Annotated in this window: 13 protein-coding genes; 5 read left to right on the top strand and 8 right to left on the bottom strand. The window is 70.6% G+C overall.

Going from position 1 to position 16116, the window contains the following annotated elements:
• Nucleotides 1-8 precede the first annotated feature (8 nt).
• From ACWIGU_RS09530 to ACWIGU_RS09510, 5 genes are all read right to left on the bottom strand, one after another.
• Entirely contained in the window at nt 9-1463 is a 1455-nt protein-coding gene (locus ACWIGU_RS09530) for an FG-GAP-like repeat-containing protein (protein WP_454399106.1), read from the bottom strand.
• 102 nt (nt 1464-1565) lie between these two features.
• Entirely contained in the window at nt 1566-3038 is a 1473-nt protein-coding gene (locus tag ACWIGU_RS09525; RefSeq protein WP_454399104.1) for an FG-GAP-like repeat-containing protein, read from the bottom strand.
• A gap of 199 nt (nt 3039-3237) precedes the next feature.
• Nucleotides 3238-4614, bottom strand: a complete 1377-nt coding sequence (locus tag ACWIGU_RS09520) for an FG-GAP repeat protein (RefSeq protein ID WP_454399662.1) — start codon at nt 4612-4614, stop codon at nt 3238-3240.
• 129 nt (nt 4615-4743) lie between these two features.
• Nucleotides 4744-6030: an FG-GAP repeat domain-containing protein gene (locus ACWIGU_RS09515; RefSeq protein WP_454399102.1), complete on the bottom strand. Its 1287-nt coding sequence runs from the start codon at nt 6028-6030 to the stop codon at nt 4744-4746.
• 258 nt (nt 6031-6288) lie between these two features.
• On the bottom strand, nt 6289-8571 hold the full coding sequence (locus ACWIGU_RS09510) for a (Fe-S)-binding protein (RefSeq protein ID WP_454399100.1): 2283 nt from the start codon (nt 8569-8571) through the stop codon (nt 6289-6291).
• 275 nt (nt 8572-8846) lie between these two features.
• On the opposite strand from ACWIGU_RS09510, the gene ACWIGU_RS09505 reads away from it, so the two are divergent.
• The 5 genes from ACWIGU_RS09505 to ACWIGU_RS09485 all read left to right on the top strand — a co-directional run bounded on the left by ACWIGU_RS09505 (nt 8847) and on the right by ACWIGU_RS09485 (nt 14280).
• Nucleotides 8847-9878 (top strand): MraY family glycosyltransferase, encoded by a 1032-nt coding sequence (locus ACWIGU_RS09505; protein ID WP_454399098.1) that lies wholly within the window; start codon nt 8847-8849, stop codon nt 9876-9878.
• A 160-nt stretch (nt 9879-10038) separates the two neighbouring features.
• Nucleotides 10039-11892: a molecular chaperone DnaK gene (gene dnaK / locus ACWIGU_RS09500; protein ID WP_454399096.1), complete on the top strand. Its 1854-nt coding sequence runs from the start codon at nt 10039-10041 to the stop codon at nt 11890-11892.
• The gene (gene grpE / locus ACWIGU_RS09495; protein ID WP_454399095.1) at nt 11889-12587 is read left to right on the top strand and encodes a nucleotide exchange factor GrpE; all 699 of its coding nucleotides are present in this window, start codon (nt 11889-11891) and stop codon (nt 12585-12587) included. The genes dnaK and grpE overlap by 4 nt, the downstream gene beginning before the upstream one ends.
• A 33-nt stretch (nt 12588-12620) precedes the next feature.
• Complete coding sequence (gene dnaJ / locus ACWIGU_RS09490) at nt 12621-13811, top strand: molecular chaperone DnaJ (RefSeq protein ID WP_356276699.1); 1191 nt, start codon at nt 12621-12623, stop codon at nt 13809-13811.
• A 4-nt stretch (nt 13812-13815) separates the two neighbouring features.
• Complete coding sequence (locus ACWIGU_RS09485) at nt 13816-14280, top strand: heat shock protein transcriptional repressor HspR (protein ID WP_454399093.1); 465 nt, start codon at nt 13816-13818, stop codon at nt 14278-14280.
• Between the two features lie 74 nt (nt 14281-14354).
• Here the strand turns inward: ACWIGU_RS09485 and ACWIGU_RS09480 are convergent, their stop codons facing one another.
• From ACWIGU_RS09480 to ACWIGU_RS09470, 3 genes are read right to left on the bottom strand one after another with little or no spacing between them, the layout of a single operon-like run.
• Nucleotides 14355-14603: a hypothetical protein gene (locus ACWIGU_RS09480; protein WP_454399091.1), complete on the bottom strand. Its 249-nt coding sequence runs from the start codon at nt 14601-14603 to the stop codon at nt 14355-14357.
• Nucleotides 14596-15459 carry a peptidoglycan-binding protein gene (locus tag ACWIGU_RS09475; protein WP_454399089.1) on the bottom strand — a complete coding sequence of 288 codons (864 nt, stop codon included), beginning with the start codon at nt 15457-15459 and terminating at the stop codon, nt 14596-14598. Before ACWIGU_RS09475 ends, ACWIGU_RS09480 begins: the two co-directional genes overlap by 8 nt.
• Before the next feature lie 11 nt (nt 15460-15470).
• The gene (locus ACWIGU_RS09470; RefSeq protein WP_454399087.1) at nt 15471-16109 is read right to left on the bottom strand and encodes a hypothetical protein; all 639 of its coding nucleotides are present in this window, start codon (nt 16107-16109) and stop codon (nt 15471-15473) included.
• Nucleotides 16110-16116: the final 7 nt, after the last annotated feature.

The following is a 16116-nucleotide window of genomic DNA, read 5'->3' as shown; positions in this document are numbered from 1 at the left end:
CTGGAGGGTCAGCCCGTGAGGTCGCAGCCGAAGGCTCCGCGCTGGTTGCTGGAAAGGCCGGTCCTGGTGGGGCCGAAGGAGGTGGAGGCGGTGGTCGAGTAGAGGGAGCCGGTGGCTCCGGGGAGATGCCACAGGGCGCCCGCGTCGTCGTTCTCCTGGGCGGCGATCGCGGTGAGGTCACTGTGGCCGTCGCCGTTCACGTCCGAGGCCAGCAGCCGGGCGCCGAAGTTGTCGCTCGCCTCCATGGTTCCGGGCACGCCGGGGCTGTCCTGCGTGAGCGCGACGGCACCCGTGGTCGTCACGCCCGACGCGCTTCCCGGCAGGAGCGTGATCGCTCCGGCGGACGAGCGGTAGTCGAGTTCGTCCCCGAAGGCCTCGCCGGGCGCGCCGACCGCGAGGTCCGCGTGACCGTCCTTGTCGAGGTCGCCCAGGGCGACGGCCTCGCCGAACTTGTCCCCGTACGAGGCGCTGTCGGGAACGCCCGCGCTGGCCTGCGTCAGGGTCGTGCGCCGGGTGCTGCTGGGCCCGGACGAGGTGCCGTAGACGATGCTGACCTCGCCGCCCGTGGAGCCGGACGGCTCGGTGTCGGGGTCGTCGGGGTTGCCGAGGACGATGTCGCCGTAGCCGTCGTGGTCGATGTCGCCGACGGCCGCGTTCGTGCCCGCCCGCAAGGTGGCGCCCTTGCTGAGGCCGGAGGAGGTGCCCTGGTAGTAGAGGGCGGCGGCGAGGTGGTCGCTGTTGGTCTTCCTGCCGGTGACGACGAGATCGGATTTGGAGTCGCCGTTGACCTTGCCCGCGGTGAGTCCCGGACGGTCGACGCCGGGGGTGTACGTGGAGACCGTTCCTGTCGAGCCGGTCCTGCCGAACGGGCCGCGGATGAGGCGGATCCGGTAGGGGTTGGCACCGGAGTCGCTCTGTGCCGAGACGGCCAGGTCGGGCTTTCCGTCGCCGGTGAAGTCCCCGGCGGCGATGCTCAGACCGAAGTAACTCCCGTACAGGGGAAGGGGGTTCTTGACCGTCGTCCCGCCGGAGAGACCGGCGGCCGAACCCCAGACGATCACCACGGTGCCGGAGTCCTCCTTGCTGCCCACGGCCTCGTGTTCGGCGCCCACGATCAGGTCGCTGTACCCGTCACGGTTGAGGTCGGCCGTCGCGACCCGGTCGCCGAACTCGTCGTACGCCTCTGCGGCGCCGGGGATCCCGGAGGTGTTCTGGCTGATGACGGCGTGCCGGGCGGGGGCGAGTCCTTCGGCTGTGCCGTAGACGACGGCGACCTGTCCGGCCCAGCTCTTCCCGTCGACCGTGGCGCCCGGGGCGGCGACGGCCACGTCGCGGTAGCCGTCTCCGTTGAAGTCCCCCTGCAGCCCGGACGGGGCCGCCGAGGCGGAGGCGGGAGTGAGGACGGCGGTGAGGAGGCCCGCCGTAGCGGCCGCGGCCAGGAGGAGGTTGTTTCGCTGACGCATGCTGCTCCAGAGATGGTGGCGGGTACTGAGTGACGGCGCGGGCCCGCCGGCCGAGCGGGCCCGCACCGGAGTGGTGCGGGCCCGATAAGCTGACGAGGGACGCTAGTTCGCCGCGTTTCCGCCCAGCTCCGGGTAGCCGTCCGTCGAGACGCCCACCGATGTCGCCGAAAGGGAGCGGGCTCCGGTGGTGGTGAGCTTGGTGCCGTTGGACGGGAGGTACGTCAGCGCGCCGTTGCCGGTGTTCTCGCCGAACGCGCCGATCGTGAGATCCGCCTTGCCGTCGCCGGTCATGTCGGTGAGCTTGACCTCGTTGCCGAACTGGTCGTCCTTCTCGTCCGAGCCGGGGACGCCGGCCGTGGACTGGGCGAAGAACTGGCCGCCGGTGGACGTGTCGATGCCGTTCGGCGAGCCGTAGAGGACCGTGACGGAGCCGGTGTTGTCCACGCCGCCCAGGTTCTCGCCCGGCGCGCCCACGGCCAGGTCCTGGAAACCGTCGCCGTTGATGTCGCCGAGCGTGAGCTCGCCGCCGAAGTCGTCGCCGCGCTCGGAGCCGCCGGGCACGTTGCCGGTGTCCTGCGAGATGGCGGTGGTGGTGGCGGGGCCGGTGGCCGAGCCGTAGGTGATGTTGACCTTGCCGCCGGTGACGGACTCGGGGACGGAGGGGGTGCCGTCCGTGGACGGGTCCCACTCCTGGCCGGTCACGATGTCGCCGAAGCCGTCGCCGTTCACATCGCCGATGCCGGTGATGACGCCGCGCTTCAGCTCCGTGGCGGACGAGCCGTCGAGGCCGGCCGCGGAACCGGGCACGTAGTAGTTCGTGTTCCAGCCGTAGTCGCTGGTGGTCTCGAAGCCGTCGACGACGAGGTCGGTCCTGCCGTCGTTGTTGACGTCGCCCGCGGTGAGGTTGAGCGGTCCCGTGCCGCCGCCGGACATGATCGGCGGCTTGATGGTGTAGCGGCCGCCCGACGTGCCGGCGGAGGTGATGCCGGCCTTGTAGACGTAGATCGTGCTCGACGAGGAGCCGATCGCGAGGTCGTCCTTGCCGTCGCCGTCGAAGTCGCCGGCGGCGAGCGCGTTGCCCCAGTTGTCGTGGGAGGACACGGCCGGGTCCTTGATGGTCGTGCCGCCGGTGAGGCCCGACGCCGAGCCCCACATGATCAGGACGGTGCCGCCGTCGGTGTCGCCGTCCACGTCCTCCCAGGGGGCGGAGACGGCCAGGTCGTCATAACCGTCGTGGTTGAAGTCGCCGTACGCGCTGACCCAGCCGAAGCCGTCGTTGGTCTCCGCGGAGCCGGGGACACCGGTGGTGTTCTGGCTGACGGTCTTGCGGGCGGCGCCGTTCACGCCGTTCGCGGAGCCGTACAGGGCGACGATCTGGCCTGCGCCCTTCTTACCGCCGACCGTCGACCACCCGGCGGAGTACGCGACGTCGCCGTACCCGTCGTGGTTGAAGTCGGCCTCGTGGTGGTGGACGGAGTCGGCGGCGAGGGCCGAGCCCGTGGAGAGGGAGAGCAGCCCGCCCGTCAGCGCGACCGCGGCGGCCGAGGCGAGGGCGATACGTATGTGCTTGTGCATGCGGGATTCTCCTGCAGCATGCGGGGATGCCTGGCGGGCATCCGCAGTCAATGGGGTGCGTTCCGCCGGTGTTTGCCGGGAGTTGTCCCAGGCATTGCCCTGCGGTTGGCGAACAGGAGACTCGTAGTGGGGCCGGAGGGTTGTATGTGATTCACAGTTATTTCCGGCCGCCCGGGATTTCGGTGTTCCCGGGGCCCGTTCAGCGCAGGACTGTCCCGAAGGCGCGACCCGCACCGCTCGTCGCCGTCCCGAAGTCCGCGCCGTTGAAGGACGTGGCGTACGACGTGGTGACGTACGGGACCGCGCCGCGCAGGACCCAGACGGCGCCCGCGTCGGCCGAGGTGCCGATGTCCTCGCCGTTCGCGCCGATCGCCAGGTCGGCCCGGCTGTTCTTGTTGATGTCCTTGAAGCGCAGGGACGAGCCGAAGTGGTCGCCCGCCTCCGGGACGCCGGGCACCCCGGCCGTGTCCTGGTGGTAGGCGCGGCCCGCGCCGAGCCCGCCGGTGCCGCCCTTGAGGACGGTGACGCTGCCCGTTCCCGTGACCGTGCCGACGCTCTCGCCGGGCGCGCCCACGGCGACGTCCGCGTACCCGTCGTGGTCGAGGTCACCGGCGCTCACGGCGGCGCCGAAGCGGTCCTCCGGCTCGTCGGCGCCGGGCACGCCCGCGGAGTCCTGCGTGTACGTCTTCGTGGCCCCGAAGGAGCCCTGCGCGCCGTAGCGCACGGTGACCGAGTTCGCGGCGGCGTTGCCGGTGACGAGGTCGGTGTAGCCGTCGCCGTTCACGTCGGCGGCCGCGGCCGCTTCCCGGGTGGCACGCGGGTCGTCGCCCTCGGCGAGTACGCCCGAGTAGTAGCCGATGTCGCCGACGCCGCCCTTCATGTACACGGTGTACGGCTTGCCGTCGGCGCGCTCCCCGTAGAGGACGTACGTGTAGCCGTCCTTGGAGAGGAACGTGGCCGCCTCCATGCCTTCCAGACGGACGCCGTCGGGCAGGAAGTCGACCTCGGGGGCGATGGCGCGGGTCGGGTCCGCGCTCTCGGCGTAGTACCACCAGGCGTCGGAGCTGATCACGGCGAGGTTGGCGGACCCGTCGCCGTCGATGTCGACGAAGGAGGCGGCCTCACCGAAGCGTTCGGTGCCGGCGGTGGGGGAGTTGAGGACCTTGGCGCCCCGGTTGAAGGCCCTGGGGCCGCCCCAGACGATGGTGACGGAGCCCGTGGTGTTGCCGGTGACCCGCTCGCCGGGCGCGCCGACGATCAGGTCGGCGTAGCCGTCGTCGTTGACATCGCCCGAGGTGACGTTCTCGCCGAACTCGTCCTCCGGCTCGGTGACTCCGGGCACCCCGGACGTGCTCTGGGTGACGGTCACGGCGTGGGACGGGCTCACGCCGCTCGCGGAGCCGAACGTGACCGTGACGGAGTTCGCGCCCGGGGTCCCGACGGCCAGGTCGCGGTAGCCGTCGCCGTTGAAGTCGTCCTTGAGCGTGGTGGCGGCGGAGGCGGTTCCGGCGAGCGGCAGGGTGAGTCCGGCCGCCGCGACGACGGCGGCACCTGCGGCGATGACGAGCTTGCGCATACGCACGAGAAGCACTCCCGGGAAATGGGGGGAAGGGGTTCCGGGGGTGTGACTCGTGAGGTGAGGGGATGGTTGTGTCCGGGGGGCCGTGCGGTGAACGGCGGCCTTCAGTCATCGGATCCGTACGCCTCAGGACGTGAACTCAGCTGTGGAGAACGTCACTTGGGGCTTCGCCGTGACCAGCTTGCCGCCCTTGACCCCCGTATACACCGCCACCGTGTCCGCGCTCTCCCCGCGGTACGTGCGGACCGCGAGGTCCGTACGGCCGTCCCCGTCGAAGTCGGCCGCCTTCAGGACCTGCGTGGTGCCGGTCGCCTTCGGGGTGACGGTCACCGCGCCCTTCCCACTCGCCTTCCGGATCGTCACGTCACCACCGGACACGACGAGTTCGGCCACGCCGTCCCCGTCGAAGTCACCCGCGGTGATGGCCGTTCCGGTGGCCCTGAGGGCGGCGGCGCCCGGCCGCGAGAGAGTGACGCCGGAGGGCGTGAGCAGCGCGGTGTCCGCGCCGGCGCCCTTGGTGAAACGGCCCACCGCGAGGCCGAGGCCGGACGGCAGCGCGGCGCCGGAGCGGGCCGGTCCCTGCGGGCCGCCCAGGACGATCCGGGACGGTGACGAGCCGCGGGAGGTGCGGCGCACGAGGAGGTCGTCGTACCCGTCACGGTCGACGTCGAAGGCGGGGCCCACGGGTACGTTGCCGGGGGCGGTCAGCGGCCTGCCGGCCGCGCGCGGGGCGCCCTTGCGCGTGAAGGGGCCGCGCAGGAAGCTCAGCCGTCCGCCGCTCGCGTGGACCGTGAGGTCGACCGAGCCGTCCCCGTCGAAGTCGCCGCACACCGGCTGGTCCGGCCAGTCGTTGCCGAACCGCGCCTGGGCGGGGACGACCAGCTTCACGCCCTGGTGGATGAGCCCGCCCGGGCCGCCGAACAGGATCTGCAGCGGCACCGGCGGCTGCCCCTGCCCGTCGAACGGCGGATCGGTCGACACCACCAGATCGCTGAAGCCGTCCTTGTCGAGGTCACAGCTCGCCTCGGAGTCGAACGCGGCGGGCGTCTCGCCCCCGGTCGGCGCCGCGTACTTCGCGGGACGCAGCAACTGCCGTGCCCCGGGCACGAGTCCGTGCCCCTTCTTCCCGTACACGACCCCGATCCCGGCGTCGTCCCCGAGTCCGTCGTGCACGAGATCGTCCAGTACGAGGTCGGGGGCGCCGTCCCCGTTGAAGTCGTCCGGCACCTTGCTGCCGCGGCCGTGCGGGACGGGGAGCGCGGCGCCGGACCTGCCGGTCATGGCCACGGGACGGTGCTTGGCGGCGGGCTTGTCGTCACCGCCGCAGCCGGTGACGGCGGCGACCATGAGCAGGGTGCACCCCGCCGCGGCCCTGCGTATCGCGGCGCTGCGGCCGCCCCGTTTGCCCACCATCGCCTCTGACCCCGCCCGCCTCATGCGCCACTTGACCCGTTCATGATGCCGCCGGGGTGAGGGAGGGGGTAGGGGCGGGGCCTGCCGGTTTGGCCACGGAGCGCGGCCCCTGTCCCGTAAACGCCCCTCCTGTGTCCTGCAAATGGCCCTTCTGCGTCCCCTCCTGTGTCCTGTAGACGGCCCCGCGCACGCCGGAGGGGCCGACCGGGTCTCCCCGATCGGCCCCTCCGCGTACGTCGGTACGGAACTACGGAACCGCTACTTCACCGGCTCCGGCTCCGGCGCGTCCTCGGTCTCCTGCGAACCCGCCGGGTCGACCGGCGTCTTCACGGAGTCGAGGAGCAACTGCGCCACGTCGACGACCGTGACGGACTCCTTGGCCTGGCCGTCGTTCTTCTTGCCGTTGACCGAGTCGGTCAGCATGACGAGGCAGAACGGGCAGGCGGTGGAGACGATGTCGGGGTTCAGCGACAGCGCTTCGTCAACACGTTCGTTGTTGATGCGCTTGCCGATCCGCTCCTCCATCCACATCCGCGCGCCGCCGGCGCCGCAGCAGAAGCCGCGTTCCTTGTGGCGGTGCATCTCCTGCTGACGCAGGCCCGGGACGGCGTCCATGATCTGACGCGGGGGCGTGTAGACCTTGTTGTGACGGCCCAGGTAGCACGGGTCGTGGTAGGTGATCAGACCCTCGACCGGCGTGACCGGGATGAGCTTGCCCTCGTCGATGAGGTGCTGCAGCAGCTGGGTGTGGTGGATGACCTCGTAGTCACCGCCGAGCTGCGGGTACTCGTTGCCGATGGTGTTGAGGCAGTGCGGGCAGGTCGCGACGATCTTCTTCGCGGACTTGGGCTTCGCCGACTCGGGCACGACCTTGCCGTCGTCGTCGAGCTCCTCGCCGAACGCCATGTTCAGGGCCATGACGTTCTCCTGGCCGAGCTGCTGGAACAGCGGCTCGTTGCCCAGGCGGCGCGCGGAGTCACCGGTGCACTTCTCGTCGCCGCCCATGATCGCGAACTTGACGCCCGCCATGTGCAGCAGCTCCGCGAAGGCCTTGGTGGTCTTCTTCGCGCGGTCCTCGAGCGAGCCGGCGCAGCCGACCCAGTAGAGGTACTCGACCTCGGTGAGGTCCTCGATGTCCTTGCCGACTACCGGGACCTCGAAGTCGAGCTCCTTGAGCCACTCCAGGCGCTGCTTCTTGGCCAGGCCCCAGGGGTTGCCCTTCTTCTCCAGGTTCTTGAGCATCGTGCCCGCCTCGGACGGGAACGCGGACTCGATCATCACCTGGTAGCGGCGCATGTCGACGATGTGGTCGATGTGCTCGATGTCGACCGGGCACTGCTCGACGCAGGCGCCGCAGGTGGTGCAGGACCACAGGACGTCCGGGTCGATGACGCCGTTCTCTTCGAGGGTGCCGATCAGCGGCCGCTCGGCCTCCGCCAGCGCGGCGGCGGGAACGTCCTTGAGCTGCTCCTCGGTCGCCTTCTCCTCGCCCTCCATCGACTTGCCGCCACCGGCGAGCAGGTAGGGGGCCTTGGCGTGCGCGTGGTCGCGCAGCGACATGATCAGGAGCTTCGGCGAGAGCGGCTTGCCGGTGTTCCACGCGGGGCACTGCGACTGGCAGCGCCCGCACTCGGTGCAGGTGGAGAAGTCCAGCAGACCCTTCCAGGAGAACTGCTCGACCTGGCTGACGCCGAAGACGTCGTCCTCGCCCGGGTCCTCGAAGTCGATCTCCTTGCCGCCACTGGTCATCGGCTGCAGCGCGCCGAGCGCGACGTCGCCGTCCGCCTCACGCTTGAACCAGATGTTCGGGAACGCCAGGAAGCGGTGCCAGGCGACACCCATGTCGGTCTTCAGGGCGACCGTGATCATCCAGATGAAGGAGGTCGCGATCTTCAGCCCGGCGAAGAAGTACGTGAGGTTCTGCAGCGTGGAGACGTCCATGCCGCGGAACCAGGAGACGACCGGGTACGAGACGAAGAACGAGGCCTCGTAGGCGTCGACATGGTGCTGGGCGCCCTCCAGGGCGTGCAGCGTGAAGATGCAGATGCCGACGATGAGGATGACGGCCTCGACGAAGTACGCCTGGCCGGTGTTCGAGCCGGCGAAGCGGGACTTGCGGCCCGGCCGGTCCGGCCGGTTCAGCTGCCGGATGACGATCAGCGTCAGGATCCCGAGGGCCGTCATCGTGCCGAGGAACTCGACGAAGACGTTGTACGGGGCCCATTCACCGATGATCGGGAGCAGCCAGTCGGCCTGGAAGAGCTGGCCGATGGCGTTCACGATCGTCAGCAGCAGCGAGAAGAAGCCCACCGCCACGAACCAGTGCGCCACGCCGACGATGCCCCAGCGGTTCATCCGGGTGTGGCCGAGGAACTCCTTGGCCACCGTCACGGTGCGCTGTACGGGTTCGTCGGTGCGGGTGCCGGCGGGGACGTTCTGGCCGAGCCGCATGAAGCGGTAGATCTGCGCGATGGCTCGGACGAACAGTGCGACGCCGACCACGATCAGGACCAGCGACACGATGATCGCGGCGAGTTGCATTCGGGGGCTCCTCGGGCCTGCGAGGGTGGATATTCAGCGATTACTAAGCGGTAACTTATTTCAGTCCATGCTGAGACTACCCACTTGTGTGGCCGCACTGTAGCCAGCCGGGCGGTGATCTGCGTCGCTGAGGCCACCCTGGGTCGACAGCGAAAGCAGATCGTGTTATTCACCCCATATTGCGACATAAGCGACTAGCTTATGAAGGTCTCCGGCCGGGCGTGCCCCTCCGGTGTCACCCCGATACCGCAAACCGAGCTGACGGGACGTCTGCCGTGTCCTACGGGATCGCCGCCGCCGCGACCGCCCTGCTGGCGGCCTCCGCCCTCACCGCCCTGCTCCGTCCCGTCGCCCTGCGCACCGGATTCACCGTCCGGCGGGTGGGCCGCGCGGGGCGGCGGACGCCGCGCCTGGGCGGCGCCGCCGTCGCCACGGTGACCGCCGTGGTCGCCACCGCCGGAGCCTGTACCGGACTCCTTCCGCTCGGCTCCGGCGCGCTGACGCTGCTGATCGCGGCCGGGGCCGTCGCCGCGCTCGGGTTGCTCGACGACGTGCGGCCGGTGGGGGCGCGGGCCCGCGTCGTCGTCGAGGCGGGGGCGGCGACCTTCGTCGTGCACACCGCTCAACTCGGCTTCCTCGCCGGCGCGGCGGCCGTCCTGTGGATCGTCTTCGTCACCAACGCCTGCCGGCTCTTCGACACCTCGGACGGGGCGCTCGGCACCGTCGCCGTCGTGACCGCGCTCGGCCTGAGCGCCTGCGCCGCCGCCCAGGGGCTCGGCCCGCTCGCCGCCACTCTCGGGGTGCTCGCGGCGGCGCTCACCGGGTTCCTCATGCACAACTGGTACCCCGCGCGGATGCACCTCGGGAGCTGCGGGTCCCTCTTCACGGGCTTCCTGCTGGCGTCCGCCGCGGTCCTGGTGAACGCGGGCCACGAGGCGTTGCCCGGCGCGGGCTCGCTGTTCGCCTTTACGGTTGTCGTGACGGCGGACGCGGCCCTCGTGGCGGTGTCGCGGCGACGCGCGGGGCGGCCGCTCTTCCAGGGCGGCGCCGACCACATCGCGCACCGGCTCCGCCTGCTCGGCCTCACCCCGCGGGGCGTGGCGGTGGTGCTCGGCGTCGCGTCGCTCGCAGGTGCGGTGACCGGACTCCTGCTGCACGACGGGACGCTGGATCCGCTGGTCGCGCTGTGGCCGCTCTGCGCGGCGGCCGGGTCGGTCGCCGGGCTGCTGCGGGTGCCGGTCTACGGGGTGCGGCGGCGGGTCCACCGGCCCGTACCGACCGCTGTTGTGGACGTCGCGGGTCCATGACGAAGGTCCCGGCGCGGTAGCTGACCTGCGCGTATCCCCCTGGCTGCCATATGGGCCACATAAAAGTTGAGTCGGCTCGACTCAGCTCTGTTGACTGAACAGCGGCCGTCGTGCATCCTTGAGCCAGATCCACTCAAGTAGTCATGCTGGAGGAATTGAAATGGCACGTGCGGTCGGCATCGACCTGGGCACGACTAACTCCGTCGTCAGCGTTCTCGAAGGCGGCGAGCCCACCGTCATCACCAACGCCGAGGGCGCCAGGACCACGCCGTCCGTCGTCGCCTTCGCCAAGAACGGTGAGGTGCTCGTCGGAGAGGTCGCGAAGCGCCAGGCGGTCACCAACGTCGACAGGACGATCCGTTCGGTCAAGCGCCACATGGGCACTGACTGGAACATCGAGATCGACGGCAAGAGCTTCAACCCGCAGCAGATGAGCGCCTTCATCCTGCAGAAGCTGAAGCGCGACGCCGAGGCGTACCTGGGCGAGAAGGTCGCGGACGCGGTCATCACCGTCCCGGCGTACTTCAACGACTCCGAGCGCCAGGCGACGAAGGAGGCCGGCGAGATCGCCGGTCTGAACGTCCTGCGCATCGTCAACGAGCCGACGGCCGCTGCCCTGGCCTACGGTCTCGACAAGGACGACCAGACCATTCTCGTCTTCGACCTCGGTGGCGGCACCTTCGACGTCTCGCTGCTCGAGATCGGCGACGGCGTCGTCGAGGTGAAGGCCACGAACGGCGACAACCACCTCGGTGGTGACGACTGGGACCAGCGCGTCGTCGACTACCTGGTCAAGCAGTTCAACAACGGCCACGGCGTGGACCTCTCCAAGGACAAGATGGCGCTCCAGCGCCTGCGTGAGGCCGCCGAGAAGGCCAAGATCGAGCTCTCGTCCTCGACCGAGACCACGATCAACCTGCCCTACATCACGGCGTCCGCCGAGGGCCCGCTGCACCTGGACGAGAAGCTCACGCGCGCCCAGTTCCAGCAGCTCACGTCCGACCTTCTGGAGCGCTGCAAGACGCCGTTCCACAACGTCATCAAGGACGCGGGCATCCAGCTCTCCGAGATCGACCACGTCGTTCTCGTCGGTGGCTCGACCCGTATGCCCGCCGTCGCGGAGCTCGTCAAGGAGCTGACCGGCGGTCAGGACGCCAACAAGGGCGTGAACCCGGACGAGGTCGTCGCCATCGGCGCCGCCCTGCAGGCCGGTGTCCTCAAGGGTGAGGTCAAGGACGTCCTGCTCCTCGACGTGACCCCGCTGTCCCTCGGCATCGAGACCAAGGGAGGGATCATGACGAAGCTCATCGAGCGCAACACCACGATCCCGACCAAGCGTTCCGAGATCTTCACGACGGCCGAGGACAACCAGCCGTCTGTGCAGATCCAGGTCTACCAGGGCGAGCGCGAGATCGCGGCGTACAACAAGAAGCTCGGGATGTTCGAGCTCACCGGTCTGCCGCCGGCCCCGCGTGGTGTCCCGCAGATCGAGGTCGCCTTCGACATCGACGCCAACGGCATCATGCACGTGACCGCGAAGGACCTGGGCACGGGCAAGGAGCAGAAGATGACCGTCACCGGCGGCTCCTCGCTGCCGAAGGACGAGGTCGACCGGATGCGCCAGGAGGCCGAGCAGTACGCGGACGAGGACCACCGTCGCCGCGAGGCCGCCGAGACCCGTAACCAGGGCGAGCAGCTCGTCTACCAGACGGAGAAGTTCCTCAAGGACAACGAGGACAAGGTCCCCGGCGAGGTCAAGACCGAGGTCGAGGAGTCCATCGCCGAGCTGAAGGAGAAGCTCAAGGGCGAGGACACCGCCGAGATCCGCACCGCCACCGAGAAGGTCGCCGCCGTCTCGCAGAAGCTGGGCCAGGCCATGTACGCCGACGCCCAGGGCGCGCAGGCCGCGGGCGGTCCCGAGGCCGGAGCCCCGGGCGACGACCACAAGGCCGCCGATGACGACGTCGTCGACGCCGAGATCGTCGACGAGGACCGTAAGGACGGTGCCGCGTGACGGAGGAGACCCCGGGCTTCAGCGAGAGCGACGAGCCTGACGTCCCCTCCGGCGCCACCCCCGACGACGCCGAGCCGAAGGCCGCTCCCTCGCCCGACAAGGGCGAGGGGGCGTCCCCGGCCGGGGACGCAGCAGCAGGAGCCGCTTCGACGGTTCAGAACGTAGGTCTGACGGCGCAGCTGGACCAGGTACGCATGGCGCTCGGCGAGCGCACCGCGGACCTCCAGCGGCTCCAGGCCGAGTACCAGAACTACCGTCGCCGGGTGGAGCGGGACCGGGTCACGGTCAAGGAGGTCGCGGTCGCGGGCCTTCTGACCGAGCTTCTTCCCGTACTCGACGACATCGGCCGTGCCCGCGAGCACGGCGAGCTGGTCGGCGGCTTCAAGTCGGTCGCCGAGTCGCTCGAGATGGTCGCCGCCAAGATGGGGCTCCAGCAGTTCGGCAAGGAGGGCGAGCCCTTCGACCCGACGATCCATGAGGCCCTGATGCACTCGTACGCGCCGGACGTCACCGAGACGACCTGCGTCGCGATTCTGCAGCCGGGCTACCGGATCGGCGAGCGCACCATCCGCCCCGCGCGGGTGGCCGTGGCCGAGCCGCAGCCCGGGGCCCAGCCGGCCAAGGGCGAGTCCGCCAAGGACAGGGAATCGGCCGCCGCCGACGACGAGGACAGCGGTGGCCCGGACGAGGGCTGAGGGCAGTGAGCAGCGAGAGGAGGGACGTCGAGGATGAGCACGAAGGACTTCATCGAGAAGGACTACTACAAGGTCCTCGGCGTCCCCAAGGACGCCACCGACGCCGAGATCAAGAAGGCGTACCGCAAGCTCGCCCGTGAGAACCACCCCGACGCCAACAAGGGCAACGCCAAGGCGGAGGAGCGCTTCAAGGAGATCTCCGAGGCGAACGACGTCCTCGGTGACCCCAAGAAGCGCAAGGAGTACGACGAGGCGCGCACCCTGTTCGGCAACGGCGGATTCCGTCCGGGGCCGGGCGGGCCGGGCGGCGGCTCCTTCAACTTCGACCTGGGCGACCTCTTCGGAGGCGGCGCCCAGGGCGGAACGGCGGGGGGCGCCGGCGGGTTCGGCGGCGGACTCGGGGACGTCTTCGGCGGCCTGTTCAACCGGGGCGGCGCGGGCACCGGCACGCGCACGCAGCCGCGCCGCGGTCAGGACATCGAGTCCGAGGTCACCCTCAGTTTCACCGAGGCGGTCGACGGGGCGACGGTGCCGCTGCGCATGTCGTCGCAGGCGCCCTGCAAGGCATGTTCCGGCACCGGCGACAAGAACGGCACACCGCGCGTGTGCCCGACCTGCGTCGGCACGGGCCAGGTCTCGCGCGGCGGCGGCGGCGGTTTCTCCCTGACCGACCCGTGCGTGGACTGCAAGGGCCGCGGCCTGATCGCGGAGACCCCCTGCGAGGTCTGCAAGGGGTCGGGCCGTGCGAAGTCCTCCCGGACGATGCAGGTCCGCATCCCGGCCGGCGTCTCGGACAATCAGCGCATCCGGCTGCGCGGCAAGGGCGCACCGGGCGAGCGGGGCGGCCCCGCGGGCGACCTGTACGTGGTCGTGCACGTGGACTCCCACCCGGTCTTCGGCCGCAAGGGCGACAACCTCACGGTCACGGTCCCGGTCAGCTACCCGGAGGCCGCGCTCGGCGGCGAGGTCAAGGTCCCCACGCTCGGCGGGCCCCCGGTCACGCTCAAGCTGCCCCCGGGCACGCCGAACGGGCGGACGATGCGGGCCCGCGGCAAGGGCGCCGTCCGCAAGGACGGAACTCGTGGCGATCTGCTCGTCACGGTGGAGGTCGCGGTCCCCACGGATCTCACCGACACCGCGAAGGACGCCCTTGAGGCGTACCGAAAGGCGACTGCGGAGACCGATCCGCGGGCAGAACTGTTCCAGGCCGCGAAGGGAGCATGAGCGTATGGACGGCCGTCGACGACAGAGTCCCTTTGTTGGCAGGGCCTACGAGCTGACCGACGAGACTCCGGTCTATGTCATCTCGGTGGCCGCCCAGCTCAGCGGGCTGCATCCGCAGACCCTGCGCCAGTACGACCGTCTCGGCCTGGTCTCCCCGGACCGCACGGCGGGCCGGGGCCGGCGCTACTCGGCCCGCGACATCGAACTGCTGCGCACCGTCCAGCAGTTGTCGCAGGACGAGGGCATCAACCTCGCGGGCATCAAGCGCATCATCGAACTGGAGAACCAGGTCGCTGCGCTGCAGGCCCGGGTGGCCGAGCTGTCCTCCGCGGTGGAGGGCGCGGCCGCCGCGATGCAGCAGCGCGAGGCGGCCGTCCACGCCTCGTACCGCCGGGACCTGGTCCCGTACCAGGAGGTCCAGCAGACGAGCGCGCTCGTGGTGTGGAGGCCCAAGCGGCCGCAGGACTGACCGGTGCACAACTGACCTGTGTACACACGTGAAGGGGCCCGGAGGCTGTCGCCTCCGGGCCCCTTCGTGTGCGCCTACCGTCCCGCCGCCTCCCACAGCGCCACCACGAGTGCGGCGCAGGACGTCAGCGCCGCCAGCGACGGCAGCGGCCAGCGCGAGCGCTCCAGGGCGTCGAGGCGGTCCTCGTGCTCACCCAGCGTCTTGTCCGTCTGGTCGGCGCGCTGGAGCACCAGCGCCAGATTGCCCTGGGTGGCGGCGAACCCGACATCGACGGAGCGCCGGAGCCGCTCCAGCTCCAGGGCCACGTCGACCTGTTCACTCATGACCCGCCTCCGGCACGCGCAGCCGGTCCCAGCTCACCCTGCCCGGGATGCCGTCCGCGTCCGCGCCCGCGTAGCCGAGCCCGCGCTGCCAGGCGGCGTACGAGAGGACGTCTGCCTCGCCCCACACGGGCCCGGGGCCGACGCGGTAGCGGCCGCAGCCCTCCGCGACCAGGCGCCGCCCGACTCGCGTGATCAGTTCGCTGCGGCGGCCGGGCACGAAGAACGCGGTGCCCGGGAAGGCCACGAACGCAGGAGCGGGAGCGGGCACGGGGCGCACGCCGAGCCGCGCCTCGATCCGCGTCCGCATCCCGACCGTCGAGAACGACGGGTCGATCTTGCGGCGGGTCCACTCCTTGTGCCCGATGACGCTCGCCGCCGTCCAGCCGTGCGCCCGGCACAGAGCTGCCGACAGGCGTTCCACGGCGGCGAGTTGGGCCGCCGGGTACGGGTCCTTGCCGTTGCCCAGGTTCTCGATCTCGAAGCCGTAGAAGTGGGTGTTGCCGTCGACGGCGTCCGGGCCCGGCGGGGAGGGCAGAGCCCGCTCGGCGCGCACGGCCGCGTACACGGCGGACGAGCCCGCGCCCGCGTGGTTGGTGCGGCCGTGACCGACCAGATGCACGGTGCCGTCCTTCGCGACCAGGCCGACGCAGAGCGGTCCGGGAAGGGCGGCGGTGCCGTCGCGGCACAGGGTGAGGCTGTCGCTGCCCGCGGTGTGGTGCAGCATGACGCCGTTCACCGGCCCCCACGGGCCCTTGTGATTGCGGTTGTGCGTCTGCCAGTTGGCGTGCTCTCTCAGGCGTACGCCCTCGTCGCGCAGGGCACGGGCGAGGGCGTATGCGGTCAGGGGTGTGGCCATGGGCGGGTTCCTCACACGCTGGTGACCGTGACGAAGCGGTTGGTGAACGTCGCGGTGCTGGTGGTGGCGGCCGACTTGTAGGCGAGTGTCGCCGTGTACGCCGTGTTCACGGTCAGACCCGTGACCTGGAACTGGGTCGAGGCCGATATCGCGCTCGTGCCGGTGGCGATCGAGGCACGGGAGTCGGCGGCGGCGAGCACGGTGGTCGTGCCGTTCTTGACGCTCGCCGACGCGTAACAGGCCGTGGCAGCCGAGCTGTTGGCGCGTGCGCCGAGCGTGATCAGGACGGCGCCGGACGGCGGGGCGACGAAGGTGACGGTCGTCGGGTCGCCGGTCGATCCGGTCAGCGTCTCGACGTACGCAGTCGAAGTCGTCGTGCCCGTCGTGGTGTTGGCCTTGTGGACGGGGCCGGGCGCGAGCTGGGCCCACGCCGTCCCCGTGTAGTACGTGAACTGCTTGGGTGTGCTCAGCCAGGCCAGCATGCCCGCGACCGGCGCGACGACCTTCGCGTCGCGGGACGCCGCGTCGGCGAACCGCAACACGGTGCGGCCGTCCGCCGCCTCGGCGAGGGACTGGAGGTGCAGGGGGATGTTCGCGGCGTCGGCCGGCTGCGGGTAGGGCAGACCGCCGAGCGGGGTGAGCAGGGACATGGGTCTC

Source organism: Streptomyces sp. NPDC055400, from assembly GCF_053644375.1.
Note: the sequence above shows the minus strand (reverse complement) of the source record. Positions and strands in the feature narration are given on the sequence as shown.